Here is a 24,571-nt window from a genome sequence, read left to right as displayed (position 1 = left end):
CCCTCTATTTCACGAAGCAGGACTTGCCGGCGGCGCTCAGGGCGTCGCAGAAGGCCTTGGCCTCGGCGCGGCTGGCGAAGCCGGTGACGGCCGTGCGGTAGAGGGTCGTGCCGTTCTTGTCGATCGCCTCGACCCGCTTGCCCTTGCCCGCCGCTAGACCCGGCGCGATGCGGGCGGCGTCAGACCAGGCCTTGTCGGCCAGGGCGGTGGAGGACAGGGCGCCGATCTGCACGCTGGCCGGGCCGCCGGCCGAGGCGGCGGGGACCGGCGCGGCGGCCGGTTTGGTCGCGGCCGGCGCGGTGGCGCGCGGCGAGACCGCGGCGGTGGCCAGGCCTTCGATGGTCTGGGCCGGCTTGGCGGCGGGCTTGGTGGCCGGGGCGGCCGAGACCGGTGCGGCGGGACCGGCCGGCGCCGGCTTGGCGGGCTGCAGGGTGGCGGTCTGGACCGGCGCGCTGGGCGGCGGCGTGGGACGGGCCATCGGCGCTTCCGGCTGGGCGGCGAAGGTCGGCGAGGCCTCGGGGGTCTCGCTCTTGTAGATCTGCAGGCCGGAGGCCGGGTCAGCCGGTTGGGCGGCGTCGGCCGGCGGCGGGGCCTTCACTTGAGCGACAGGCTCGCCCACCGTGCGCGGCGGCTCGTTGGGGCCGCGCACGCCGCCGCGATAGATCAACAGCACCGCGACCACCAGGGTGGCCAGGACCACCGCGCTGATGATCAGGGTCATGGGCAAGGGCCGCGAGCCGCGAACCGGCTGACGCGCGTCGAACGAGAGCGGCGCATCGGTGGGCGGCGTATAGGCGCCGCGGTGGGGATCGGACATTCGCGTCGAGGCTCCAGACTTCCATGCGCGCGGGATCGCTCACAGCGAATCGGACGCGCGCCGACCTAGTTTATCGGAGCCCGGGCCCGCCCAGAACTACCCGTGAACATCGCCGCTCCGCTTTCGCGCGGGCTAGTTCCAGACATCCAGCTGGAACAGCTTGCGATGTTCCTCGATGGCGAACCGATCGGTCATGCCCGCGATGTAGTCGCAGACCACGCGCGCACGGCCGGCCTCGTCGCGGTTCTGCGACCGGGCGAACCATTCCGACGGCAGGACGTCGGGCTCGGCCAAGAAGAGGTTGAACATCTCGGCGAGAATGCGGCGCGCCTGGCTGCGCGTCCGGTTGACGCGCCAGTGGCGGTACATGCGGGTGTGCAGGAACTGACGCAGCCGGGCCAGGTCCTCGGCCATGTCCGGCGAGAAGGCGACCAGGGCGTGATCCAGGGCGCGGACGTCCTGCGCCGACTGCACGCCAGTGGCGGCGGCGCGCTGCAGGGTCTCGCCCATCACGTCGTCGACCATGGCGCCGATCATCCGCCGCACGGCTTCCAGCCGGGTCAGGCGCGGGTCCAGGTCCGGGCGCTCGCTGCGGACGGCGACCAGGATCGGGCCGATCAGCGGCACGTCCATCAGCTCGTCCAGGGTGAACAGCCCCGCCTCGACCCCGTCGTCGATGTCGTGGTTGTTGTAGGCGATGTCGTCGGCCAGGGCCGCGACCTGGGCCTCGGCCGACGCCCAGGTGTTCAGGCCCAGCTTGTACTCGCTGTCGTACTTGGAGATCGCCTTCCACGACGGCTTGCCCAGCTTTTCGGTCACCGGGCCGTTGTGCTTGATGATCCCCTCCAGCGTCTCCCAGGTCAGGTTCAGGCCGCTGAAGTCCGGATAGCGGCGCTCCAGCTCGGTGACGACGCGGAAGGTCTGGACGTTATGGTCGAAGCCGCCGTACGCCTTCATGCACGACTGCAGCTCGTCTTCGCCAGCGTGGCCGAACGGCGGGTGGCCGATGTCGTGCCCCAGGGCGATGGTCTCGGCCAGGTCGCTGTCCAACCCAAGCGCGGTCGCCAGCGAACGCGCCACCTGGGCCACCTCCAGCGAATGGGTCAGGCGGGTGCGGAAGTTGTCGCCCTCGTGGGCGACGAACACCTGGGTCTTTTCCTTCAGCCGCCGAAAGGCCGAGGTGTGGATGATGCGGTCGCGGTCGCGGGCGAACGGCGTGCGCGTGCGGCTCTCGTCTTCGGGGAAGCGGCGGCCCAGGGACCTGGCCGGGTCCTCGGCATAGGGGGCGCGCTGGACGAAGAAGGGAGACGACGACATGGAAGGCCTTTGCTGATCGCCCCTTTCCCTGGGGCGCGCACGCCCTCATATAGGCGAAGTATGGATTTTCCACAGCCATGACCGACACAGCCGTAACGCTTTCTCCCAACGCCGCCCGCCGGCTGCATACGATCTCGGAGGCCGAGGGCCATCCGGTGATGCTGCGCGTCGCCGTCGATGGCGGCGGCTGCTCGGGCTTCCAGTATCGCTTCGATCTGGTCGACAGCGCCCAGCCCGACGACCTGAAGGTCGAGCGCGACGGGGCCGCGGCCCTGGTCGACGTGATCTCCCTGGCCCTGCTCAAGGGCTCGGAGATCGACTTCGTCGACGAACTGGCGGGCGCCGAGTTCCGCGTGCGCAACCCCAACGCCAAGTCCAGCTGCGGCTGCGGCGTCAGCTTCTCGATCTGAGGCGCCCTGCGTCCTTCGAGGCTCGGCTGCGCCTCGCACGTCAGGATGAGGGATTCAGAGCACCAAAGCTCCTCATCCTGAGGCGCCCGCGCAGCGGGCCTCGAAGGACGCAGGGCGCCCGACCTCACCAAATCCAAAGCCGCGACTTGAGCCCGTTCCCCATGCGCCCTAGCCTCCCGCCGCCGACTGGAGCCCTCGATGCGCATCGCCACCTGGAACGTCAATTCCGTCAACGCCCGCCTGGAACGAGTCCTGGAGTGGTTCGAATCGGCCGCGCCCGACGTGGCCGTGCTGCAGGAGATCAAATGCCTGGACGAGAAGTTCCCGACCGAGGCCTTCGAGCGCCTGGGCTACAACGTCGCCGTCCATGGCCAGAAGACCTACAACGGCGTGGCGATGCTCTCGAAGTTCCCGCTCGAGGACGTCCGGCGCGGCCTGCCCTTCCTGCATGACGACGAGGTCGACGAACAGGCGCGCTATATCGAGGCGGTGATCGCCGCCCCCACCCCGCTGCGGATGGTGGGCATCTACCTGCCCAACGGCAATCCGATCGGAACCGAGAAGTTCGCCTACAAGCTGGCCTGGATGAAGCGGCTTCACGCCCACGCCCAGGGCCTGTTGGCCCTGGAAGAGCCGCTGATCATCGCCGGCGACTACAATGTCATCCCCGAAGCCGAGGATGTGGCCAATCCCGAGGCCTGGCTGGGCGACGCCCTGTTCCAGCCCGAGAGCCGGGCCGCGTTCCGGGCGCTGAGGAACCTGGGCTTCACCGACGCCTACATGCAGGCCGACGGCGCGCCGGGCGGCTACACCTTCTGGGATTACCAGGCCGGGGCCTGGCCGCGAAACCTGGGCATCCGCATCGACCACCTGCTGCTGTCGCCCCAGGCCGCCGACCATCTGGCCGGGGTGGTCATCCATCGCGACGAGCGGGACAAGGAAAAGCCCTCCGATCACGTTCCCGTGGTGGCCGAACTGTCGCTCTGAAACGGCGACTGTTCGTAAACCGGGACTCCCGCTAGCCTGATCCCATGAGCGAACTCTGGCGTCTTTTGCTGCTCGTGACCCTGTCGGCGTCCGCGGTGACCTTCGTGGGCAGCGCCGCCATCTGGTTCATGGACGAGGAGCGCCGGATCCGCCGCGCCCTGCGCCATGTGCTCAAGGGCGCGCCGGAGACCGTGATCGTCGCCAAGGGACGCGGCCGGGGCGCGGGCTTCAACTTCACCACCAACCAGGCCGCCGTCGCCTGGGACAGCGGCGCCTGGTGCCTGATCTACCGCATCGACGAACTGATGGGGGCGGAGCTGTCGGTCGACGGCCAGGTGATCGGCCGGGTTTTCCGCGGCGAGCCGCGCCGGGCCATCGACCAGATCGTCCAGCAGGCCGCCCAGGTCACCCTGAAGCTGATCTTCGACGATCCGCGCCATCCCGACTTCGAGCTGGACCTGTGGCTGGAGAGCGACCAGCAGCACCGCGAGAGCCGCTCGCCCGCCAACGCCATCCAGGAAGCCAACCGCTGGCTGCTGCGCGCCGACGCCATCGTTCGCCGCCCGCTGGCTCCGAAGGCCAAGGCCGCGCCATCGTCCGAGCCGGCCATCCAGGCCCGTCCGCCGGTGGTCGAGCCGCAGGTCGCCCGCGCGCCGCAGCCCTACACCCCGGCCCTGGAGGCCGTCAGCGCCGCGCCGCAGGCTCGTCCAGCCGCCACCGCCCCGCTGTTCGACGAGATCGACACCACCGCCGATCCGGTGGAGGCGCCCTGGGAGGCGGACGAGGACCTCGACGACGCCCCGCCGCTGACCCTCGAAAAGACCTACAAGCCGGTCTCCAAGGCGGCGCGTCCGCCCAGGGACGACCAGGACGAGCTGCCGTTCGACCTGGACGATTGATCCCGTTGACTCCTCGCGCGTTTGATCGCCCAAATGCCTTGCCTGCTCGTCTCGCGGGTGTTGCGGAGTCCCGATCGATGCGCCTGGTTCTCGCCGCCGCCCTCGCCGTCTGTTGCGCCACGCCGGCCCTGGCTGCGCCCCGGCCGTTGGCGTTGACGCCGGCCGACACCGATCGCGACGGCGTGGTCAGCACCGAGGAGGCCGCGGCCTGGCTGGACCGTGACCGCGGCGCCATTGTCCCCGTCAGGCTCGGCGCCCCGGCCCGCGCAGCGGCGGCGGTGGAGCAGCGCCGCACGATGTTCGACCAGGGCCTGCTGCGGCCCAACGACTTCCGCGCTCCGGCCCCTGAGGACCGGCCGCCGGAAGACCTGTTCTACAAGGATTTCAAGAAGATCAAGAAGTAGGCCGGGGCGGCGCTGGGCGCCGCTTTCATGCCCTGGGAGATTCGGATGTCCGTTTCGCGTCCCCTTGCAGTCCTGGCGCTCGGCGCAGCCCTGCTGGCGCCAGCCCTGGCCTTCGCCCAGCAGGTCCCGCGCCTCAGGCTTGACCTCGCCGACACCGATCATGACGGGCAGGTCAGTGACGCCGAGCGCGCGGCCAGCCTCGCCGAAGTCGACGCCGAGCTCACGCCCGTCGCCGCGCCGGCCGCTCCCCGGCCCCATCGCGTAGCCTACGATCGTCCCCCAGGCCCCCTGGACATGGCTCGGCGGATCGTCCCGCCCAGCGAGTTCGAGGCCTTCCTGGAATATCGCTTCAACCGCGAGGTCGAGCGGCGCGGCAAGAGCAAGGATTGAAACGCCGGCGCGGGCGGTTCAAAGCGACCCGGCATGAGTCCGCCGGAGAGTCAGATGATGGAATCGCTTGTCGAAGCGCGGAGCCAACTTCGCCGCCTGGTCGGGATCTGGGACGGCGCTGGCAAGGTCCATCCCAATCCGTTCGGGCCAGACGGCCCGACCTCAGGCCGCTGGACATTCAGGATGGATCCCGACGACATAAGCCTGATCGGCGACTACGCCGAGGAACGCCCCGGCGGGCATCGCTTTCATGGCCATGGCGTCCTTACGATCGACCCTGAGCGCCTGGATGCGATCTGGTTCTGGTTCGACACCTATGGATTCCCGCCCATCGCGCCGGCCCGCGGCAGGTGGGAGGGTGATCAGCTGATCCTGGAGAAGACCACCCCACGCGGCGTCGGCCGGACCCTGTTCAGGGTGGACGGTGACCGGCTCCAGCACGAGGCGTCTGCCCGACTGGCCGGCGAGGAGACCTTCCGCCAGATCTCCTCGATGACCCTCGCGCGGATCAGCGCGGCGGGATAGGCCTTCAGATATCCGCGTAGACGTGGGTTTCCTTCGCCGCGCCCGGATGGGTGGTCGCGCCCAGATAGGCCGGCCCCACCAACTGGGCGAACTTCCAGATCGCGCCGCTGTTGTAGTCGTGCCCGCGCGGCTGCCAGTGCCGGCGGCGGTTCTCCAGCTCGATCGGGTCGACCTCCAGGTCGATCGTGCCCTGGGTGGCGTCGATGCTGATGATGTCGCCGTCCTTGACCAGGGCGATCGGCCCGCCCACGGCGGCTTCCGGACCCACGTGGCCGATGCACAGGCCGCGCGTGGCGCCCGAGAAGCGGCCGTCGGTGATCAGGGCGATGTTCTCCACGCCCTGGCCGTAGATGGCGGCGGTGGTCGACAGCATCTCGCGCATGCCCGGCCCGCCCTTGGGGCCTTCGTAGCGGATGACCAGGACGTCGCCTTCCTTGTAGTCGCGGTTCGACACCGCCTCGAAGCAGGCCGCCTCGCCGTCGAACACCCGGGCCGGGCCGCGGTGCACCTGGTGCTTGAGGCCGGCCACCTTGACGATGCCGCCGTCGGGGGCCAGCGAGCCCCACAGGCCGACCACGCCGCCGGTCGGCGACAGCGGGTTGGAGACCGGGCGGATAACGTCCTGGTCGTCGCGCCAGACCACGTCGGCCAGGTTCTCGGCCAGGGTTTTGCCGGTCACGGTCATGCAGTCGCCGTGCAGCAGGCCGGCGTCCAGCAGGGTGCGCAGCAGCATCGGCACGCCGCCGGCCTCGCCCATGTCCTTGGCCACGTAGCGGCCGCCGGGCTTGAGGTCAGCGATATAGGGCGTGCGGGCGGCGATCTCGGCCACGTCCTTGAGGGTGAACTCGATGCCGCACTCGTGGGCCATGGCCGGCAGGTGCAGGGCGCCGTTGGTCGAGCCGCCGGTCGCGGCGACGACCACGGCGGCGTTCTCGAACGCCTTGCGGGTGCAGATGTCGCGCGGACGGATGTTCTGCTCGATCAGCCGCATCACCGCCTCGCCCGAGGCCACGGCGTACTGGTCGCGGTCCAGGTACGGGGCCGGCAGGGCCGACGACAGCGGCAAGGCCAGGCCGATGGCCTCGGACACGCAGGCCATGGTGTTGGCGGTGAACTGGCCGCCGCAGGCCCCGTCCGACGGACAGGCGTGCTGCTCCAGCTCGCACAGGGTCTTGGCGTCCATGGTCCCGGCCGCGTGGGCGCCGACGCCCTCGAACACGTCCATCACGGTGATGTCGCGGCCCTGGAAGCGGCCGGGCAGAATCGAGCCGCCGTACAGGAACACCGAGGGCACGTTCAGACGCAGCATGGCCATCATCATGCCCGGCAGGCTCTTGTCGCAGCCGGCGACGCCGACCAGGGCGTCATAGCCGTGGCCGCGCATGGTCAACTCGACCGAGTCGGCGATCACGTCGCGGCTGACCAGCGAGCTGCGCATGCCCTCGTGGCCCATGGCGATGCCGTCGGTCACGGTGATGGTGCAGAACTCGCGCGGCGTGCCGCCGGCCGCCTTGACGCCCTTGGCCACGGCGTTGGCCTGGCGCATCAGGGCGGTGTTGCAGGGGGCCGCTTCGTTCCAGCACGAGGCCACGCCCACGAACGGTTGGGCGATCTCGCGGGTGCCAAGGCCCATGGCGTAGTAATACGAGCGGTGCGGCGCGCGGGCCGGCCCTTCGGTTACATGCCGGCTGGGGAGTTGCGACTTGTCCCACGTGCCGTCGGGTTTCTTGGTCATGATCTTAGCCTTCCAGATAGAGCGCCGTGGTTAGCTCAGCTGGCCGCGCGACGAAAGGGTCGGACGCCGAGTTTTTGCCGGCGATCGGCCGGCCGACGCGCGTTTCATTGCGAACGGTTCGCGGAAGCACGGCCGTCGCGCATGATCACACCCTTCCCGGCCGATTTTCGAACGGGCTATACGGCGCCCTCCGAATAATGGTACCGGTCCCACTGACATCGCCCCATCCACGAGGGCGGGCCACTGCAGGAAGGACCAGCCGCCATGACCCCCACCCTCACCAGGACCTTGCTCCGCAGCGCGATCCTGGCCTCGGCCATGGCCAGCCTTTTGGCGGGATCCGCCCTGGCCCAGGGCAAGCCGGCCGTCCGCCACATCGCCGTCGACGCCAAGGCCCCGACCACGCCGCGCGACCACTTCTACGACCTGTCGGTCGGCTCGGACTATCCCGGCACCCTGCTGCGCGACGACAGCCTGGGCCAGTTGAAGATCGCCCGCGACGAGCTCGGGTTCCGCTATGTCCGCTTCCACGCCATCTTCCACGACGTGCTGGGCACCTATCGCGTCGTCGACGGCAAGCCGGTCTATGACTGGACCAAGATCGACCAGCTGTACGACCGCCTGCTGAAGATGGGCGTCAAGCCGTTCGTCGAGCTGGGCTTCACCCCCGACGCGATGAAGACCTCGGAACAGACGGTCTTCTACTGGAAAGGCAACACCTCGCATCCCGATCCCAAGCAGTGGGCGGCCCTGGTCGACGCTTTCGTGCGACACTGCCAGCAGCGCTACGGCGAGGCCGAGGTGCGGTCCTGGTATTTCGAGGTCTGGAACGAGCCCAACCTCGACGGCTTCTGGGAAAAGGCCGACCAGAAGGCCTATTTCGAGCTCTATGACAACACCGCCCGGACCATCAAGGCGATCGACCCGGCCCTGAAGGTCGGCGGCCCCTCGACCGCCGGCGCGGCCTGGACGCCCGAATTCCTGAGCCACGTCCAGACCTCGGGCGCGGGAGTCGACTTCGTCACCACCCACACCTACGGCGTCGACGGCGGCTTCCTGGACGAGAAGGGCCAGCAGGACACCAAGCTGTCGCCCTCGCCGGACGCCATCGTCGGCGACGTGCGCCGGGTGCGAAAGGAGATCGAGGCTTCGTTCAAGCCCGGCCTTCCGCTCTATTTCACTGAATGGAGCACCAGCTATACGCCGCGCGACCCGGTGCACGATTCCTATGTCAGCGCGCCCTACATTCTGTCCAAACTGAAGGCCAGCGAAGGCCTGCTGCAGGGCATGAGTTACTGGACCTACAGCGATCTGTTCGAGGAGCCGGGCGCGCCCACCGCGCCGTTCGAGGGCGGCTTTGGCCTGATGAACCCGCAAGGGATCCGCAAGCCGGCCTGGTTCGCCTACAAGTACCTGAACCAGCTGGGCGACAAGGCCGTCAAGGTCACCGATGCGGAAAGCTGGGTCACCGCCGACAAGGGCGGCGTTCAGGCGCTGGTCTGGGCCTTCCGCCAGCCCGTGCAGGCGGTCAGCAACCGGCCCTACTACACCAAGGTCCAGCCCACCCATGACATCGAGCCGGTCAGCCTCGACCTGAAGGGCCTCAAGCCCGGCCGCTACGACGTCCAGATCTTCCGCACCGGCTTCAAGGCCAACGACGCCCACACGGCCTATCTGGAACTGGGCTCGCCCAAGACGCTGACCGACCAGCAGGTAAGGGACCTGAACGCCCTGACCGTGGACAAGCCCGAGACCCGGGCCCTGACCGTCGGCAAATCGGGCGCGGCCAGCGTAGCGGTGACGATGCGGGCCAACGACGTGGTGCTGGTCAAGGTGGCGCCGAAATAGGCGAGCGGGCCGGCCGACGGTCTCCGCCGCCGCCGTCCTTCGCGACGGCGCTCAGGTCTTCGGATGGGCGGTTCCCAACGCCTCGACCGGCGCGTCATCGTCGCTGTCGTCGCCGTCGGGCGTGACGATCTCGGCCGGCTCGTCCTGCCGGGCCAGGTCGCGGGCGCCCACGCCGCCGCCCTGCTGGATGTTGCGGTTGGCCTCGACCGTCGAAGGATCGTAGGCGTCGTCGGTCTCGTCGCCGTTGGTGACGTCGGGTTGGGCCATGGCGAGTCTCCGTCTCAAGTCTGGTCCCAAGCAACGACCGGGGAGCGGGCCCGTTCCCCCGCGCCGCCTCGCAGATTCCCTGCGGCGGCCGCCAGAATAAAATCAGAGCCTGTGGCAGTTGCGATAGCGGCGCGGAGGACCAGATATGCGAGGCGCCGACGTGGGGTCGGCAAAACGCTGCAGGGACTGTTTCATGCCCACTCTGTTCGATCCGCTTCGTCTTGGCGATCTTGAGCTGCCCAACCGCGTCGTCATGGCGCCGCTGACCCGCCTGCGGGCCGGGCCCACCCAGATCCCCAACGCCCTGATGGCCGACTACTACGCCCAGCGGGCCTCGGCCGGCCTGCTGATCACCGAAGGCGTACCGGTCACGCCGCAGGGCGTCGGCTACCAGGGCGTGCCGGGCATCTGGTCCCAGGCGCAGGTCGAAGGCTGGAAGCAGGTCACCAAGGCCGTGCACGACAAGGGCGGCCGCATCTTCATGCAGATCTGGCACGTGGGCCGGGTGTCCGATCCGTCGTTCCACGGCGGCGAGCTTCCGGTCGGCCCCAGCGCCATCGCGGCCAAGGGCCATGTCAGCCTGCTGCGTCCTGAACGCCCCTACCCCACGCCCCGCCCCCTGACGACCGACGAGGTGGTCGGCGTGGTCGAGGCCTTCCGCAAGGGGGCCGAAAACGCCAAGGCCGCCGGCTTCGACGGGGTCGAGATCCACGGCGCCAACGGCTACCTGATCGACCAGTTCCTGCAGGACGGCTCCAACCAGCGGACCGACCGCTACGGCGGCTCGATCGAGAACCGCGCCCGGCTGATGCTGGAGGTCGCCGACGCCGCCGCCTCAGTGTTCGGCCCCGGCCGGGTCGGCATGCACCTGGCGCCGCGCGCCGACAGCCACTCCATGGGCGACAGCAACCTGGCCGCCACCTTCGGCTACGTGGCCAGGGAACTGGGCCAGCGCGGCGTCGCCTTCCTGTGCGCCCGCGAATATGACGGCCCCGACAGCCTGGCCGCCGACCTGAAGAAGGCGTTCGGGGGCGTCTACATCGTCAACGAGAAGTTCACCGCCGCCACCGCCCAAGCGGCCCTGGACGCCGGCAAGGCCGACGCCGTGGCGTTCGGCAAGGCGTATATCGCCAATCCAGACCTGGTGGAGCGCCTGCGCGTCGGCGCGCCGCTGAACGATCCGGACCCGTCGACCTTCTACGGCGGCGACGGTCGCGGCTATACCGACTATCCCGCCTTGAGGACGCCCGTCCCGGCCGCGGCCGAATAGGCCGACACGGGATTTGACCTCAAGCCTGTATCCGCCGCGCCAATTGCCGCGTTGGGACTTCACCACGCGGCGCGTAGCGGATACAGGCTTAACCATGAGCGCGACCAACGATCACTGGAAGACCGTCTTGCAGCGCGGCGCCAACGCCCTGGCCTTCCACATCACCAGCCCGGCCAACGCCGCCAAGCCGACCATGGCGGCCGAGCCGGCGCCGCAGAAACGCACCCTGCCCGTCATGGTCTTTCACGCCGTGGCCGCCTGCGCCCTGGTCGACGGCTGGGTGGCGGGCGGCGAAGGCGAGATCCTGATCGATCGGCCCGCCGTCCTGGCCCGACAGAAGCTGGTCAACGCCAAAGCCGCCGAACCGCCCGGCAGCACGCCCTCTCCGTTTTCGGTCGGCTATGCCGCCGATTATCGGCAGGAACTGGCGCGCCTGGCCTGGCTGGCGATCATCGACGACCCAGCCGTCCGCCTGGAAGCCCTGGCGGCGGCGTACCAGCCCCCCGAGCCCAGGGTGAAGCTGGTCTGACCGGCGAACTCGAAGGTCCCGACACTCTGTGAGTTTCCCTCCCGGAAAACGCTGAGCGCTTGTTGGGGATCCAGGCGAACCGCGAGACCTTCGCGAGCGAAGCGATCGTCGGCCCGCTACCCCGCTACCAAGCCCCCGTGTTGGGCATCGAAACCCATGGCTCGGCCGGTTCCAGGCTGCCGTCCTGCAGCAGCTCGATCGAGATGTTGTCTGGCGAACGGACGAAGGCCATGTGGCCGTCGCGCGGCGGGCGGTTGATCGTCACGCCCATGTCCATCAGCCGCTGGCAGGTTTCGTAGATGTCGTCGACCCGGTAGGCCAGATGGCCGAAATTGCGCCCGCCCTGATAGTCCTCGGGATCCCAGTTGTAGGTCAGCTCGACCAACGGCGCCTTGCGCTCCCGGGCCAGTTCAACATCCTCCGGCGCGGCCAGGAACACCAGGGTGAAGCGGCCCCTGTCGTTCTCCGTCCGGTACATCTCGGTCAGGCCCAGGCCTTGGCAATAGAACCGCAGCGAGGCGTCGAGGTCCTTCACGCGGACCATGGTGTGCAGATAGCGCATGGCGGCTCCTGGGATCGGGTCGGCGTGGCGCAGGATATAGCCGCCCTCCGCCGCCGCACCCCACATTTATCGGCGGGAACGGTCCTGAAGGCCTATTCGCCGGCCCGCGCGGTCGGGCCTTGCAGCGCCTGCTGGGCGCGCTCGACGGCTTCCATCAGATGGCCCAGGGCCAGGCCCTCGGGGCTGTCGGCGCGGTAGATCTCGCGCAGGGCCGGCACCCGGTCCTTGCAGGCGGCCATCGCGTCCAGGGCCCGATCGATCTTTCGCGTCAGCATGACAGTCATCGCCGTTGATGTTCTACATTCGTTCTACAATGGCGGTTTTCGGATATCAATCGACGACCGCCCCCGCTTCCACAGGTTTCTCCCGAGTCTGCCGCCGCCACAACGCCGCGTATTCGCCGCCGGCCTCCAAAAGCGCCGCGTGGGCGCCGCGCTCCACGACCTTTCCCCGGCGCAGCACGATGATCTCGTCGGCGTCGGCGATGGTCGACAGGCGGTGGGCCACTACCAGGGTCGTGCGGCCGGCCCGGGCCTTGCGCAGGGTGGCCTGGATGGCCGCCTCGGTGCGGCTGTCCAGGGCGCTGGTCGCCTCGTCCAGGATCAGCACGCGGGGGTCGGCCAGCAGCGCCCGGGCGATGCCCACGCGCTGGCGCTCGCCGCCCGACAGCTTCAGCCCGCGCTCGCCGACCTTGGTCTCCATGGCCTCGGGCAGGTTGCGGATGAACTCGCCCAGTTCCGCCGCCTCGGCCGCGGCCCAGACGTCCACCTCCGAGGCGTCCGGACGCGCGAAGGCGATGTTGGCCATCAGGGTGTCGTTGAACAGCGCCACGTCCTGCGGCACCAGGGCGACGGCCCGGCGCAGCGAGGCTTGTTTCAGCGCCTTCAGGTCGTGGCCGTCCAGGGTGACCCGGCCAGCCTGGGGGTCGATCATCCGCAGGGCCAGACGCACCAGGGTGGTCTTGCCCGCGCCCGAGGGGCCGACGATGGCGACGGTGGTCCCCGGCAGGGCGGCGAACGTCACGGCCTGCAGGCCTTCCGACCGCGCGCCGTGGCGGAACGACACGCCCTCGAAGGCCACCGCCCCGCCCCGCCGGTCGGCGGGCGGCGGCAGGTCGACGGCGTCCGCGGCGTCGGCCACGTCCGGCTGGGCCCGGCGCAGGTCGAGCATGGCCTCCATGTCGATGAAGGACTGGCGGATCTCGCGATAGGCGAAGCCCAGGATGTTCAGCGGACCGTACAGGTTGACCAGGATCAGCACGGCGGCGGTGACGTCGCCAGGGCCGATCCGGCCCGCGGCCGCCTCGCCCCCGGCCAGGATCGCCATCACGCCCAGCCCCAGGCTCATCACCGCCGACTGCACGCTGTTGAGCAGGGTCAGGGAGTTGGTCGCCTTGATATTGGCCGCGCCATAGGCCGTCAGGGCGGCGTCGTAGCCGCCGACCGCCCGCTCCTCGGCCCCGAAGGCCTTGACCGTCTCGTAGTTCAGCAGCGCGTCGACAGCGCGCCCGGCGGCTTCGGCGTCGGCCTCGTTCATCACCCGCCGATGGCCGATCCGCCAATCCGAGATGGCGAAGGTCACCACGCCATAGATCACGACGGTGACCACCGCCGTCAGGGCGAAGCGCCAGTCATAGGCCTTGGCCAGCACGATGGCGGCCATGACCAGCTCGACCGCCGTCGGCGCGATGTTGAACACCAGGCCGCGCAGCAGGAAATCCATCGACCGCGCGCCCCGGTCGATCACCCGAGACAGCGAGCCCGTGCGCTTGGTCTGGTGGAAGTCGATCGACAGCGACAGGGCGTGGGCGAAGGTCTCGACGGCCGCGCGGGTCTGGGCCGCCTGGGCGACGGGCGTGAACACGGCGTCGCGCGCCTGGGGCGCGACGGCGGCGATGAAGCGGATCAGCGCCCAGCCGCCGGCCAGGGCGGCGAAGGTCAGGCCGACCTGCACCGCCGCCCCCTGCCCGGCGCTCAGCGCATTGACCGCCTTGCCCAGCAGCAGGGGCGCGATCACGCCCAGGAACTTGCCGGCGAAGGTGAAGACCAGGGCCAAGGTGACGCGCCAGCGCAGTCCGGGCGCCTTGGAACGCATCACCAGGCTGAACAGGTCGGCCAGGGCCTTCCAGCCGTTGGCTTTGACCTCAGGAGGCGCCACCGCGCCAGCCACGGCTCCGGATCGCGACGCCATGCCCCTCATCGGGCCGCGCCCAGCAATTGGGTGCTCTGCACGCCGCCGCCCGGGGTCATCCAGTCAACGCGCCAGCCCGCGGCGGTCAGGGTCGAGGACGCCGGTCCGCCCCGGGGCGGCGTGGGCGGAGCGACGTCGACGACCACCTGCTGCTCGCCGCCCTCGCCCGCGACCTGGATCACGTGGGTTCCACCGGCCAGCGGCTGGTCGAGCGAGATCGAGAAACGGCCGTCCTCGCCGACCTTGCCCTCGCCCCGTGTGACACGGTCGACGCGCACGCCCAGACCCGCGCCGGGCGCGCCGACGCCGGAGATCACGCCTCCGCCGCTGCGGTCATAGTCGATCGCCAGGATGCGGGGCGACGGCGAGCTCTGGCCCATCACCTCCGCGCCCGCCCCGGCCCGCAGCAGCACCGCCGCCCCGCTGGGCGCGACCATCAGATAGCCCTGGGCCTGGACGGTGCGTCCCTCCATGGTCATCGACAGGCCGTAGAGCCGGGGTTCGGCGGCCAGGGGCGCCACCAGCCGCCAGGCGCCCGCCGCATCGGCCTTGCCCAGCAGTGCCTCGCCGGTCGGCGCGCCCAGCCGCACGCTGGCCAGGGGCTCGGCCTGTCCCGACAGCGCCACGGCGTCGCCCTGGCGGACCGCCGACACCAGGCTGGGCGGCTTCAGATAGCTGTCCCGCGACGAAACCTGCTCGATCTTGGCGGTCGCCGGATCGCGCCGCCAACCCTTGTCGTCGCGCCCGCAGGCGCCCAGCGCCAGCAGGGCCAGCACCGCGACGGCGCAGGTCGACTTGAAACCGATCTCGCGAATCCTGATCATGGCGTATCCAACGGCCGACGACGCCCCGACGGCCCGCTTCTTGGCTGTTCACGTGCGGCGCGCCGCCCTTGGAGACAAGGACCGGCGCGCTGTTTATTTTCTGGAGTGGACGACGATGACCGACCTGTCCAGCGGCCAAGCCGCCGTCGCGGAGCCCGCCGCGGCCGCCAAGGCCGTCTGCGTCTATTGCGGCTCGTCGAACACGGCCGACCCGGCGTTCCTGGAAGCGGCGTTCCAGATCGGCGGCGACTTCGCCAGGGCCGGCCTGAAACTGGTCTATGGCGGCGGCGGCGTGGGGCTGATGGGCGCGACCGCGCGGGGCGCCCATGCGGCCGGCGGACGGGTGCTGGGCATCATCCCCAAGTTCCTGCGCGGCCGCGAGCAGCCGTTCGACGACGTCGAGACGGTGATCGTCACCTCGATGCATGAGCGCAAGATGATGATGTTCGAGCGATCGGACGCCTTCGTGGTGCTGCCCGGCGGCATCGGCACCCTGGAGGAGATCATCGAACTCCTGTCCTGGCGGCGCCTGGACCTGCACCGCAAGCCGATCGTCTTCCACAATCCCGGCGGCTTCTGGGACCCGCTGTTCGCCCTGCTGCGCCACACCATCGACCAGGGCCTGACCCCACCCTCCCTGGCGGACTGCTGGCGGGTGGCGGAGAAGGCGGCCGACATCACGCCGACTCTGCTTGCCTGGCTGGCGGAAACCGGCGGTGAAGACGCCGCGTCAAACGTTCGTTTGTTGACTTAGTTGCAAAACGCAACCAATTGTATCCGAAGCCGGCCTCCCAGTGTCGGCGTTAGGGGATTACAGGAAACAAGCATGCGTATCTTCATGACCGCGCTGGTCGCGGCCTCCGCCCTGTCCACTGCTGGTATGGCGACCAGCGCCTTCGCCGCCGAAGGCGCGGTTCTCAAGCTGAAGGCGCCCAGCAAGGCGCCCACCCTGATCCAGGACGGCGCCATGTGGCGCTGCAACGGCGACGTCTGCGCCGCCCCTCAGGTCAAGTCGCTGCCGATCGGCCGTGCCTGCCGCAAGGTCGCCGCCGAGCTCGGCCCGATCGTCAGCTTCAACTATCGCGGCCAGGACCTGGACGCCGCCGGCCTTGCCGACTGCAATACGGTCGCCAAGTCGTAAGCCAGCACGGCTGTTCCAAACGTGAGACAGGGGCGGACCGCCAAGCGCGGCCGCCCTTTTTTCTGCTCCAAATCTTTTCCTACGCATCGCTCTTGCGGAAACCGGTCTCCACGTTCCGCGCCAAGCTCTATTTCCGGCCGGACGGCTTGGGCTCGGCGACGGGCGGCTTCGGTGGGCGCCTTCCCCCGACCAGCATCCCGCCCATCAGGGCGAAGGACAGCATGGCGTGGCTCATTCTCGATACGTTCATCGGCGGCGTCTCCCGTCAGCGCGTCGAGACCAAGCATGCGCCGACGGAGGCTCGACGCAACAGGAACAGTCCGAACCCTGACGAAATCCGCACACGGACGAACCCGATCGCCTTGGCGTGCAAAGCCTTTGTCCGCCAAGAAAAAAGCGCCCGCGACGGCGTGTCGCGGGCGCTTTCGTCTTCGAGCGTCCCTCGTCCGTAGACGGTGTCAGGCCGCCTGGCTGCTCGCCGGTCCGAACGACAGCGATTCGTAGCGCTTCAGGTGGTGGTCGACCGACCCGAACAGGCCCTCGATGATCGAGGCGCGCTTGAAATAGTGGCCGATGGCCAGCTCGTCGGTCATGCCCATGCCGCCGTGGATCTGGATGGCGTTCTGGCCCACGAACTTGCAGGCCCGGCCGATGCGGACCTTGGCGGCCGAGACGGCCTTGGCGCGCTCGTCGTCGCTCTCGTCCAGCTTGATGGTGGCCATGTAGGTCATCGACACGGCCTGCTCGACCTCGATGAACATGTCGACCATCCGATGCTGCAGCACCTGGAAGTTGGAGATGGCCGTACCGAACTGCTTGCGCTGCTTGGCGTAGTCCAGCGTGCCCTCGTGCAGCTTGCGCAGCACGCCCACGGCCTCGGCCCCGACGGCGGCCGTGGCCTCGTCGATCACCTTGTCGACCAGCGGCAGGCCGCCGCCCTCTTCGCCGATCAGGGCGTCGGCCGGGATCGAGACGTTCTCGAAATAGACCTCCGAAGCGCGGCCGCCGTCGACCGTGGGATAGTCGCGGGTGACGACGCCCGGCAGGCTCTTGTCGATCAGGAACACCGAAACCCCGCCGGCGTCGCGTTGCGCGCCGCCCGTGCGGGCCGTGACCACCAGGTGGCTGGCGAACGGCGCGCCAACCACCACGGCCTTGTGGCCGTTCAGGACATAGCCCGCGCCGTCCTTCCTGGCCGTGGTCTTCAGGTCGCGCCAGGTGTAGCGGGCCTGCGGCTCGGCATAGGCGAAGGCGATGGTCGTGGTCCCGCCGACGATGCCCTCGATCACCGACGCCGCGCCGGCGTAGCCCGAGTGCTTCATGAAGCCGCCGCCGATCACCACCGTGCCCAGATAGGGCTCGATGACCAGCGCCTTACCGAACTCCTCCATGATGATCATGTTGTCGATCGCGCCGCCGCCCAGGCCGCCCAGTTCCTCGCTGAACGAGGCGCCCAGGATGCCGAGCTCCTCGGCGAAGGCCTTCCAGTAGTCGGCGCGCCATCCGCTCTCGGACGCCACGATCTTGCGGCGGGTCTCGAAGTCGTACTTGTCCTGCAGGAAGCTCGCGACCGTGTCGCGAACCATCGACTGCTCTTCGGTGAAGTTGAAGTCCATCCCAGGTTTCCTCTTATCGCTCCCCTCCCCCTTGCGGGGAGGGGTTGGGGGTGGGGGAGCCAGCGTCGAGGATCGAGATTACGCGCTGGACGGCGGTATGCGGGTCGTAGATGGCCAACTCGTTTGGAATACGGATGACCGTATAGCCACGCGATTCAAGCCAGGATTGGCGGTCGGCGTCACGGGACGCCACGTGGGGCAAGTCGTGAATTCCACCGTCCACCTCGATGATCACACGATGATGGTGGCAGACGAAGTCCACGACGTAGGGGCCCAGGGAAGACTGGCGGCGAAAGTGCGATCCAGGGATCTCGATCTTTCGCAACGCCTTCCAGAACAGCTTTTCGGCCAGGGTCGGCTCGCGACGCATTCGACGGGCTGCTCGATCGGCCCGCTCGGATGTGTGCAAAGGTCCTGGCGTTCGTGCTGACACCCCCACCCCCTACCCCCTCCCCGCAAGGGGGAGGGGAACTGCAAATGCTCAGGCCTTCATCAAAGCCCCAGCACCATCTTGGCGATGATGTTGCGCTGGATCTCGTTGGAGCCGCCGTAGATCGAGGTCTTGCGGACGTTGAAATAGGTCGGGGCGGCGCGGTGAGCCCAGTCGGGACCGATCGGGTGGGCGTTGTCGCCGTCGTTCGGGAAGCCGCGGAAGTACGGCGCGCCATAGTGGCCGGCCGCCTCCAGCACCAGTTCGGTGATCCGCTGCTGGATCTCGGTGCCCTTGATCTTCAGGACCGAGGATTCCGGACCCGGCCCCTTGCCCGCCGCCTCGCCGGCGAGGGTGCGCAGCTCGGTATATTCCAGCGCGGTCAGGTCGATCTCCAGGTCGGCGACCTTGCGCTTGAAGGCCGGGTCGGCCAGCAGGGGCTGGCCGTCGTCGCCCAACTCGGTGGAGGCGATCTGGCGGATGCGCTCGATGCCGCGCTTGGAGCGGGCCACGCCGGCGATGCCGCTACGCTCGTGGGCCAGCAGGAACTTGGCGCAGGTCCAGCCCTTGTTCTCCTCGTAGATGCGGTTCTCGACCGGCACCTTGACGTTCTCCAGCCAGACCTCGTTGACCTCGTGCTCGCCACCCAAGGTGATGATCGGCCGCACGGTCACGCCCGGCGACTTCATGTCGATCAGCAGGAACGAGATGCCTTCCTGGATCTTGGCGTTCGGGTCGGTGCGGACCAGGCAGAAGATCCAGTCGCCGTGCTGGGCCAGGGTGGTCCAGGTCTTCTGGCCGTTGACCAGGTAGTATTCCTTGCCGTCGTCGCCGGTGAAACGCTCGGCCTTGGTCTTCAGGCTGGCCAGGTCCGACCCAGCGCCCGGCTCCGAATAGCCCTGGGCCCACCAGATGTCGCCCGACAGGGTGGGCGGCAGGAAGCGTTCCTTCTGCTCGGGGGTGGCGAAGGTGTAGATCACCGGCCCGACCATGTTGATGCCGAACGGCAGGATCGGCACGCAGTCGGCGCGGGCGGTCTCTTCCGACCAGATGTAGCGCTGCACCGAGGTCCAGCCCGGGCCGCCGTACTTCTCCGGCCAGGCCGGCGCCACCCAGCCCTTCTTGGCCAGGACGCGGTGCCAGGACAGGAAATCCTCCTTGGCCATCTCCTCGCCCTCCTCCTGCTTCTCGCGCAGGCCGGCGGGGTAGTTCTCGGCGATGAAGGCGCGGACCTCGTCGCGGAACGCGACGTCTTCGGGCGAGAAATCGAGGTTCATGGCGGACTCCCGGAAACCGACCCTCTTCAAGGGGCCGTCTTTGGCTTTTCGGGAGTCACCTTAGAGTTCGAACGGGCGTTTGGAAAGATGACCTTAGCGTCAACGTAAACAATGTTCAGGTTGACGCTGGAACGGACGGGCCATGCGCCCTTCGAGGCCCGCTGCGCGGGCGCCTCAGGAAGAGGAATTCAGTGCGAAAGTGGTCCTCATCCTGAGGTGTGAGCCGAAGGCGAGCCTCGAAGGACGCAGGGGGTCACCGAACCTCGCAGGCCAGCCGCACCAGGGCCAGGGCCGTCACGCCGCCGACCCCCTCCTCCTCGGCGATGTCCAGGTTGATCAGCGGCCGCTTGCCCAACGCCTCCAGCAGGCGGGCGTGGCCCTTGGCGGTCCCGACATGGCTGGCCTGGCAGTGGGCGATCAGGGCCGGATCGATCGCGTGCAGCACCGCCGCGGCGGCGGCGGCGGCGTAGCCGTCCAGCAGGACGGGAATCTTCTGGACCCGGGCGGCCAGGATCGCCCCGACCAGGGCGGCGGTTTCGCGACCGCCCAGCTGGCGCAGGGCCTGCAGCGGGTCGGACAGGTTGTCCTCGCCGGCGGCGCGGGTCACGGCGGCGGCGACCGGTTCGGGCGCATCGCTCCAGTCCGAAGCCTCGCCGCCGACCAGGGCCAGGGCGATGGCGCCGGCGGCGCGGTCGGTCTCGGCGGCGATCACGCCGGGGATCAGCAGGTCGGGCTGCTTGGCCAGCGCCTCCATGCCGAAGGCCATGGTCGCGGCGCATTCCTTCTCGCTCATCGACGCCTTGGCGGCCGCGTCGGGCGTCGGACGGTCGATGGCCAGATCGAAGGCTTCCAGGCCTGCGCCCTGGACGCCGGCGATGCGGCAGACATTGGCCCCGCCGGCGGCCACGGCTTCCAGGCGCTCGCGAGCGTAGCCGCGCGGCCCCACGCCCTGGCGCGCGCCGGCATACAGGGCGACGACCGGGCGGAGCACGACCGGCGGCGTCTTGCCGGTCCAGGCCGTCAGCCATGCGGAGATCTCGGCCAGACGATCACCGCCTTCGAAGGTCGAGGCCGGAGCGGCCGGCGCGTCGGCGGCCAGTTGGCGGATGTCGTCGAAGGGCGAAGCGGCGGGCGAGGAAACGGTCATGGGCCGCGGGCTTAAGCCAGACCGCGCCCGATGCAAAGTCCGCTTCGATCCGGTCGGGGGCTTCAGGCCCCGGCGGGCGTTGCGACCGAGGCGGTCGACGACGTCTCCACCAGCGCCTTGCAGGCTCCGTCGCGCTCGGCGATCAACGACGCCTTGAGGGCGTCCTTGGCCTTGCCGGCCTGGGACTTGGCGGACCGCTCGGCGGCTTCGACCCGGTCCTGGACCAAGGGATCGCGGCCGCGGCCCTGGGTCTTGACAAAGGCCTGCAACGCCGTCGCGTCCGACGTCCCCAGGTTGGCGGCCTGGGCCAGGCCAAGGCAGCGCGAAGCCCGCACCAGTTCACTGTCGCTGACGCGATCGGCGGCGAAGGCCGGGGCGGCCGCCGAGGCGGCGAGCGCGGCGGCGATGGTAAGACCGAGAATACGCATGACGGCTCCTTGTTCTTGGAAGAGAGGTTACAGACGCGATCGACGTGCTGGCGCGCGCCGCGAGCCGCCCTTGCGCGGTCCGCCTGGAACGGCGACATACGGGACATGAGCTCGGCCACGCCCCCTAAAGCCCGTGACGAGGACGCCCTGAATTCGGCGCCCCGCCCGCCCCGTCCGATCGCCACGCCCTGCGTGAAGGTGTGCGCGGTGGATGGGCGGAGCGGCTTCTGCCTGGGTTGCCGGCGAACCCTTCCGGAGATCGCCGGCTGGGCTCGCTTGAGCGACGAGGAGCGGTCGGCGATCATGGCCGCCCTGCCCCACCGCCCTGACCCGATGGCCGACCCGATGGCCGGCCGGGGCTAGGCGGTCCCTAGTTCGCGGTGTTCATGGCCGCGCCGGTCGCGGCGCCGCCCAGCCACGCCGAGCAAGCCCCGGAACGTTCGGCCAGCAGCTTTTCCTTCTTGGCGCCGTCGGCCTTGTCGCCTTCCTTCTGCGCGCCCGAGATCTTGTTGTTGGCCGATACGCGGACCGGCAATTCGCGGGCGCCGGTTTCCTGCTTGAGGAACGCGTCGATGCCGGCGGTGTCCAGCTTGCCCAAGCCTTCCGAGGCGGCCAGGCCGCGGCATCGGGCGGCTTGCAGGAACTGGGTGTTGCTGACTTCGGCGGCCTGGGCCGCCCCGGCCAACGCGGAAAGCGCGACGGCGGCGGCGATGATGACCTTCTTCATGGCGTTGTTCCCTCAACAAGCACTGATTTGATGAACACCATATGCTGCCGCACCGCGCTGAATTGAAGTTAAATCGAAGTCATCTTGCACATTACTCGAATGTAACGTTAGCATTGATAAGTATTACAGCTTTTTAATTTTCCATTCGACCGGCAATTTGTTAACTTTACTGAACTGTGAACGCCGCGATTCACCGGTTGAAAACCCATTCGCGACTATGCTCCCCGCAACGGCCGTAGAAACGGTCAGCAAGCCGGTATGGCGGGGTGACTTCGATGTTCAAGTTCGCGGCCATCGCAATGGTAGGCGCACTCTCGGCGGTCGGGGCGGCGAAGGCCGTCGTGTCGCTGGACGACCTGCGCCAGCCGGACCTGCGCGGCCCCGCCCCGGCCGTGGCGACCGCCGATGACGGCGCCGCCCAGATCGTCAAGGCGGCCGACGGCCATTTCTGGGCCGAGGCCAAGGTCGATGGTCGCGCCGTGCGCTTCCTGATCGACACCGGAGCCACCGCCGTCGCCCTCAGCCAGACCGACGCCAAGCGGCTGGGCATCGACACCAAGGCGCTGGACTACAGCTACAAGGTCGTGACCGCTTCGGGCCAGACCCGCGCCGCCTCGGTCAAGTTGGCCAGCGTCTCGGTGGCCGGCGCCCAGGTGCGCGACGTCGAGGCCCTGGTGGTGGAGAAGGGTCTGGAGACTTCGCTGCTGGGCATGAGCTATCTGGGCCGGCTGTCCAGCTTCCAGGCTACGCCGCGCGCCCTGGTGCTGCGCTCCTGAGCCGGGATCAGAACCGGTAGTTCAGCCCGACCTGGACGATCGGGAAGTACTTGAAGCCCTTGGCGTCGTCGCGGACGTCGTCCTCCTCCCGCCGAAGCTCGGCCTGGAAGAGCGGATCGCCGGCCAGCGTGCCGTCTGTGGCGGTCAGGTCGACCTTGGGCTTGTCGCTGAACGACACCCCGCCCAGCACCCGAAAGCCCCAGCGGCTATTGCGCGTGAAGGTGTTGTCCCAGCCCAGACCCAGGAACGGCTGGGTCTTGGACATCTCGACGCCGCCGCGGATCGTGCCGATCTGCTCGGGGGTGAACGTCAGGTCGCCGATCTGGGTCGGCCCTGTCGGCCGGCCGTCCAGCCGCGCCTTGCGCTCGCCGAAATAGCCGCCGCCCGACAGGAAGAAGCCACCGCCGCCGGGGTGCCAGTCGACGAAGGCGCCGGCCGTGCCTGTCTTCAGCTTCGCCGAATAGTCGACGCCGCTGTAGGTGTGGTCGTGGTCGAAGTTCATCCAGTCGCCGCCGCCCCGGACGACGAAATGGTCATTGAGCTTGTACTGCAGTTCGGCGCCCAGGCCGGGCGTGCCGATATTGGCGTCGACGGCCAGACGGCCGTCCTGGGCCTGCGCCAGGGACGGAACGGCCGCGGCGGCGAGAAGCGCGGCGGTCAGAATGGAACGCAACATGTGGCGACCTCGCATCAGGGTTTCGCCCCGACCTCGAGGATCGTTAACCGTGCGCTCGCGTCCCTTGTTCCCGGGGCTTAGCTGGCGACGGCGTCCAGCGCCCGCGCCTCGCGCGCGTCGACCGCCTGGCGGACGGCGCTCAGGGCGCGGTCGACCACCTCCAGCCCCGCCCCGGCCTTCACGCCGTCGACGGTCAGGATGCGGCGCCAGGCGCGCGCGCCAGGCAAACCGTGGAACAGACCCAGCATGTGACGGCTCATCGCCGCCAGGTGCACGCCCGCCGCCAGCTGGGCGGCCATGTAGGGCTTGTAGAGCTCGACCGCCTCGAACGCATCGATATCGGCGACGTCCTCGCCGAACACCCGACGGTCGACCTGCCCCAGCAGGCCCGGCTCATGGTAGGCCGCCCGCCCCAGCATCGCCCCGTCCACGTGCTCCAGCTGGGCCAAAGCCACGTCGAGGTCAGGAATGCCGCCGTTGATCACGATCGTCAGGTCCGGGCGCTCGCGCTTCAGCCGGTGGACCAGCGGATAGTCCAGCGGCGGCACGTCGCGGTTTTCCTTCGGCGACAGCCCCTTCAGCCAGGCCTTGCGCGCATGGACCACGAAGGTGGTGACACCGGCCTGGGCCGACAGGTCGACCAGCTCGAACAGGCTCTGTTCCGGGTCCTGGTCGTCGACGCCGATCCGGCACTTGACGGTCACCGGTACGGACACCGCCGCCGCCATGGCCGCCATGCAGTCCGCCACCAGCTGCGGCTCGCGCATCAGGCAGGCTCCGAACCGCCCGCTCTGCACGCGGTCGGACGGGCAGCCGACGTTCAGATTGATCTCGTCATAGCCCCAGTCCTCGCCGATCCTGGCGGCGGCGGCCAGGTCTGCGGGCTCGGATCCGCCCAGTTGCAGCGCCACCGGATGCTGGCCGGGGTCGAAGCCCAGCAGCTTCTCGCGATCGCCGTTCAGCACCGCCCCGCTGGTCACCATCTCGGAATACAGCAGCGTCCGGCGCGACAGCACCCGGTGCAGCGACCGGCAGTGACGGTCGCTCCAATCCATCATCGGAGCCACGGAAAATTTCGTCATAAGCATCGAATTTTATTCAATAATTTCCACGCCAATCCCACATGAGGAATTGGACCGACAGAAAGCCAACCGAAGGATTTCAAGGGGTTATCCGATTTTCGTGCGTAAAAAACGCCCGAAACCGCCGCTCACTGTACATGCGACGGGTTCGATCACGTACAGCATTTATGCGTTTTCTGATCCGGCATAGGGACGCTCCGCGGGATCGAAACGCCTAACGCGCTTCGACGCCGCGCCTCGGCCGCCTCGTTTCCCAACAGCCAACAGTCAGCTGGGGCGTTCGCCCACGGCTTCACG

Annotated in this window: 30 protein-coding genes and 1 pseudogene; 15 read left to right on the top strand and 16 right to left on the bottom strand. The window is 68.9% G+C overall.

All coding sequences use genetic code 11. From position 1 onward, the window contains the following. Positions 1 to 4: 4 nt before the first annotated feature. Together ASD47_RS10705 and ASD47_RS10700 are read right to left on the bottom strand one after the other, a co-directional pair. Entirely contained in the window at positions 5 to 817 is an 813-nt protein-coding gene (locus ASD47_RS10705; protein WP_056755567.1) for an SPOR domain-containing protein, read from the bottom strand. Positions 818 to 949: 132 nt separating this feature from the next. Then, positions 950 to 2,134: a deoxyguanosinetriphosphate triphosphohydrolase gene (locus tag ASD47_RS10700; RefSeq protein ID WP_056755565.1), complete on the bottom strand. Its 1,185-nt coding sequence runs from the start codon at positions 2,132 to 2,134 to the stop codon at positions 950 to 952. Positions 2,135 to 2,211: 77 nt separating this feature from the next. Here ASD47_RS10700 and erpA point away from each other — a divergent pair, with 77 nt between their 5' ends. The 7 genes and pseudogenes from erpA to ASD47_RS10670 all read left to right on the top strand — a co-directional run bounded on the left by erpA (position 2,212) and on the right by ASD47_RS10670 (position 5,749). Beyond that, complete coding sequence (gene erpA, locus ASD47_RS10695; protein WP_018113406.1) at positions 2,212 to 2,544, top strand: iron-sulfur cluster insertion protein ErpA; 333 nt, start codon at positions 2,212 to 2,214, stop codon at positions 2,542 to 2,544. After that, positions 2,541 to 2,662 (top strand): annotated as a pseudogene (locus ASD47_RS27565) (hypothetical protein); the annotation flags it as partial. The gene erpA and the pseudogene ASD47_RS27565, both read left to right, overlap by 4 nt. Positions 2,663 to 2,742: 80 nt before the next feature. Next, entirely contained in the window at positions 2,743 to 3,531 is a 789-nt protein-coding gene (gene xth / locus ASD47_RS10690) for an exodeoxyribonuclease III (RefSeq protein ID WP_056755562.1), read from the top strand. 44 nt (positions 3,532 to 3,575) lie between these two features. Then, positions 3,576 to 4,430: a hypothetical protein gene (locus ASD47_RS10685; RefSeq protein ID WP_056755559.1), complete on the top strand. Its 855-nt coding sequence runs from the start codon at positions 3,576 to 3,578 to the stop codon at positions 4,428 to 4,430. 77 nt (positions 4,431 to 4,507) lie between these two features. Next, positions 4,508 to 4,834, top strand: a complete 327-nt coding sequence (locus ASD47_RS10680; RefSeq protein ID WP_056755556.1) for a hypothetical protein — start codon at positions 4,508 to 4,510, stop codon at positions 4,832 to 4,834. Between the two features lie 45 nt (positions 4,835 to 4,879). Beyond that, a complete protein-coding gene (locus ASD47_RS10675; RefSeq protein ID WP_056755554.1) occupies positions 4,880 to 5,224 on the top strand; it encodes a hypothetical protein in 345 nt (114 codons plus the stop codon). Positions 5,225 to 5,278: 54 nt separating this feature from the next. Next, positions 5,279 to 5,749, top strand: a complete 471-nt coding sequence (locus ASD47_RS10670; RefSeq protein ID WP_056755551.1) for a DUF1579 family protein — start codon at positions 5,279 to 5,281, stop codon at positions 5,747 to 5,749. Between the two features lie 4 nt (positions 5,750 to 5,753). On the opposite strand, the gene ilvD is transcribed toward ASD47_RS10670, so the two are convergent. After that, the gene (ilvD, locus tag ASD47_RS10665) at positions 5,754 to 7,484 is read right to left on the bottom strand and encodes a dihydroxy-acid dehydratase (RefSeq protein WP_056755548.1); all 1,731 of its coding nucleotides are present in this window, start codon (positions 7,482 to 7,484) and stop codon (positions 5,754 to 5,756) included. Between the two features lie 264 nt (positions 7,485 to 7,748). On the opposite strand from ilvD, the gene ASD47_RS10660 reads away from it, so the two are divergent. Continuing rightward, entirely contained in the window at positions 7,749 to 9,332 is a 1,584-nt protein-coding gene (locus tag ASD47_RS10660; protein ID WP_156402198.1) for a beta-xylosidase, read from the top strand. 51 nt (positions 9,333 to 9,383) lie between these two features. Here the strand turns inward: ASD47_RS10660 and ASD47_RS10655 are convergent, their stop codons facing one another. After that, positions 9,384 to 9,599, bottom strand: coding sequence for a hypothetical protein (locus ASD47_RS10655; protein WP_056755546.1), 216 nt, complete (start codon positions 9,597 to 9,599; stop codon positions 9,384 to 9,386). Positions 9,600 to 9,792: 193 nt separating this feature from the next. On the opposite strand from ASD47_RS10655, the gene ASD47_RS10650 reads away from it, so the two are divergent. Both ASD47_RS10650 and ASD47_RS10645 read left to right on the top strand, forming a co-directional pair. Next, positions 9,793 to 10,869: an alkene reductase gene (locus ASD47_RS10650; RefSeq protein ID WP_056755543.1), complete on the top strand. Its 1,077-nt coding sequence runs from the start codon at positions 9,793 to 9,795 to the stop codon at positions 10,867 to 10,869. 94 nt (positions 10,870 to 10,963) lie between these two features. Next, positions 10,964 to 11,398, top strand: coding sequence for a hypothetical protein (locus ASD47_RS10645; protein WP_056755540.1), 435 nt, complete (start codon positions 10,964 to 10,966; stop codon positions 11,396 to 11,398). 124 nt (positions 11,399 to 11,522) lie between these two features. Here the strand turns inward: ASD47_RS10645 and ASD47_RS10640 are convergent, their stop codons facing one another. The 4 genes from ASD47_RS10640 to ASD47_RS10625 all read right to left on the bottom strand — a co-directional run bounded on the left by ASD47_RS10640 (position 11,523) and on the right by ASD47_RS10625 (position 14,974). Beyond that, positions 11,523 to 11,960, bottom strand: a complete 438-nt coding sequence (locus ASD47_RS10640) for a VOC family protein (RefSeq protein WP_056755732.1) — start codon at positions 11,958 to 11,960, stop codon at positions 11,523 to 11,525. 92 nt (positions 11,961 to 12,052) lie between these two features. Then, positions 12,053 to 12,235: a hypothetical protein gene (locus tag ASD47_RS10635; protein ID WP_056755538.1), complete on the bottom strand. Its 183-nt coding sequence runs from the start codon at positions 12,233 to 12,235 to the stop codon at positions 12,053 to 12,055. 55 nt (positions 12,236 to 12,290) lie between these two features. Continuing rightward, a complete protein-coding gene (locus ASD47_RS10630) occupies positions 12,291 to 14,159 on the bottom strand; it encodes an ABC transporter ATP-binding protein/permease (protein ID WP_056755535.1) in 1,869 nt (622 codons plus the stop codon). Continuing rightward, on the bottom strand, positions 14,156 to 14,974 hold the full coding sequence (locus ASD47_RS10625; protein WP_056755532.1) for a hypothetical protein: 819 nt from the start codon (positions 14,972 to 14,974) through the stop codon (positions 14,156 to 14,158). The genes ASD47_RS10630 and ASD47_RS10625 overlap by 4 nt, the downstream gene beginning before the upstream one ends. A gap of 115 nt (positions 14,975 to 15,089) precedes the next feature. Between ASD47_RS10625 and ASD47_RS10620 the strand changes: the two genes are divergently transcribed. The 3 genes from ASD47_RS10620 (at position 15,090) to ASD47_RS27000 (ending at position 16,567) form a co-directional block, all read left to right on the top strand. Further along, on the top strand, positions 15,090 to 15,728 hold the full coding sequence (locus tag ASD47_RS10620) for a TIGR00730 family Rossman fold protein (protein WP_056755729.1): 639 nt from the start codon (positions 15,090 to 15,092) through the stop codon (positions 15,726 to 15,728). Between the two features lie 72 nt (positions 15,729 to 15,800). After that, positions 15,801 to 16,115, top strand: coding sequence for a hypothetical protein (locus tag ASD47_RS10615; RefSeq protein WP_056755529.1), 315 nt, complete (start codon positions 15,801 to 15,803; stop codon positions 16,113 to 16,115). A 92-nt stretch (positions 16,116 to 16,207) separates the two neighbouring features. Beyond that, positions 16,208 to 16,567, top strand: coding sequence for a hypothetical protein (locus ASD47_RS27000; protein ID WP_162251633.1), 360 nt, complete (start codon positions 16,208 to 16,210; stop codon positions 16,565 to 16,567). Between the two features lie 6 nt (positions 16,568 to 16,573). Here the strand turns inward: ASD47_RS27000 and ASD47_RS10610 are convergent, their stop codons facing one another. The 5 genes from ASD47_RS10610 to ASD47_RS10590 all read right to left on the bottom strand — a co-directional run bounded on the left by ASD47_RS10610 (position 16,574) and on the right by ASD47_RS10590 (position 21,013). Further along, positions 16,574 to 17,731, bottom strand: coding sequence for an acyl-CoA dehydrogenase family protein (locus ASD47_RS10610; RefSeq protein ID WP_056755526.1), 1,158 nt, complete (start codon positions 17,729 to 17,731; stop codon positions 16,574 to 16,576). A gap of 13 nt (positions 17,732 to 17,744) precedes the next feature. Beyond that, the gene (locus tag ASD47_RS10605; RefSeq protein ID WP_255355508.1) at positions 17,745 to 18,164 is read right to left on the bottom strand and encodes an endonuclease domain-containing protein; all 420 of its coding nucleotides are present in this window, start codon (positions 18,162 to 18,164) and stop codon (positions 17,745 to 17,747) included. A 59-nt stretch (positions 18,165 to 18,223) separates the two neighbouring features. Next, positions 18,224 to 19,438, bottom strand: a complete 1,215-nt coding sequence (locus tag ASD47_RS10600) for an acyl-CoA dehydrogenase family protein (protein WP_056755521.1) — start codon at positions 19,436 to 19,438, stop codon at positions 18,224 to 18,226. A gap of 253 nt (positions 19,439 to 19,691) precedes the next feature. Continuing rightward, positions 19,692 to 20,585 (bottom strand): nicotinate-nucleotide--dimethylbenzimidazole phosphoribosyltransferase, encoded by an 894-nt coding sequence (locus ASD47_RS10595; protein ID WP_056755518.1) that lies wholly within the window; start codon positions 20,583 to 20,585, stop codon positions 19,692 to 19,694. Positions 20,586 to 20,647: 62 nt separating this feature from the next. Beyond that, positions 20,648 to 21,013: a hypothetical protein gene (locus ASD47_RS10590; protein ID WP_056755515.1), complete on the bottom strand. Its 366-nt coding sequence runs from the start codon at positions 21,011 to 21,013 to the stop codon at positions 20,648 to 20,650. A gap of 147 nt (positions 21,014 to 21,160) precedes the next feature. Between ASD47_RS10590 and ASD47_RS10585 the strand changes: the two genes are divergently transcribed. Further along, positions 21,161 to 21,376, top strand: coding sequence for a DUF1289 domain-containing protein (locus tag ASD47_RS10585; protein ID WP_056755727.1), 216 nt, complete (start codon positions 21,161 to 21,163; stop codon positions 21,374 to 21,376). Between the two features lie 7 nt (positions 21,377 to 21,383). Here ASD47_RS10585 and ASD47_RS10580 read toward each other — a convergent pair whose 3' ends face one another. Continuing rightward, the gene (locus ASD47_RS10580; RefSeq protein WP_056755512.1) at positions 21,384 to 21,740 is read right to left on the bottom strand and encodes a hypothetical protein; all 357 of its coding nucleotides are present in this window, start codon (positions 21,738 to 21,740) and stop codon (positions 21,384 to 21,386) included. Positions 21,741 to 22,015: 275 nt separating this feature from the next. On the opposite strand from ASD47_RS10580, the gene ASD47_RS10575 reads away from it, so the two are divergent. Then, entirely contained in the window at positions 22,016 to 22,516 is a 501-nt protein-coding gene (locus ASD47_RS10575) for a TIGR02281 family clan AA aspartic protease (RefSeq protein WP_056755509.1), read from the top strand. A gap of 7 nt (positions 22,517 to 22,523) precedes the next feature. On the opposite strand, the gene ASD47_RS10570 is transcribed toward ASD47_RS10575, so the two are convergent. Next, positions 22,524 to 23,192 carry a hypothetical protein gene (locus ASD47_RS10570; protein ID WP_056755506.1) on the bottom strand — a complete coding sequence of 223 codons (669 nt, stop codon included), beginning with the start codon at positions 23,190 to 23,192 and terminating at the stop codon, positions 22,524 to 22,526. A 77-nt stretch (positions 23,193 to 23,269) separates the two neighbouring features. Further along, positions 23,270 to 24,280 carry a tRNA dihydrouridine(20/20a) synthase DusA gene (dusA, locus tag ASD47_RS10565; protein WP_056755503.1) on the bottom strand — a complete coding sequence of 337 codons (1,011 nt, stop codon included), beginning with the start codon at positions 24,278 to 24,280 and terminating at the stop codon, positions 23,270 to 23,272. Between the last annotated feature and the right edge of the window lie 291 nt (positions 24,281 to 24,571).

The sequence above is a fragment of the Caulobacter sp. Root1472 genome, assembly GCF_001426985.1.
Classification (GTDB): Bacteria; Pseudomonadota; Alphaproteobacteria; order Caulobacterales; family Caulobacteraceae; genus Caulobacter; species Caulobacter rhizosphaerae.
This window is presented reverse-complemented; position numbering and strand designations above follow the sequence as displayed.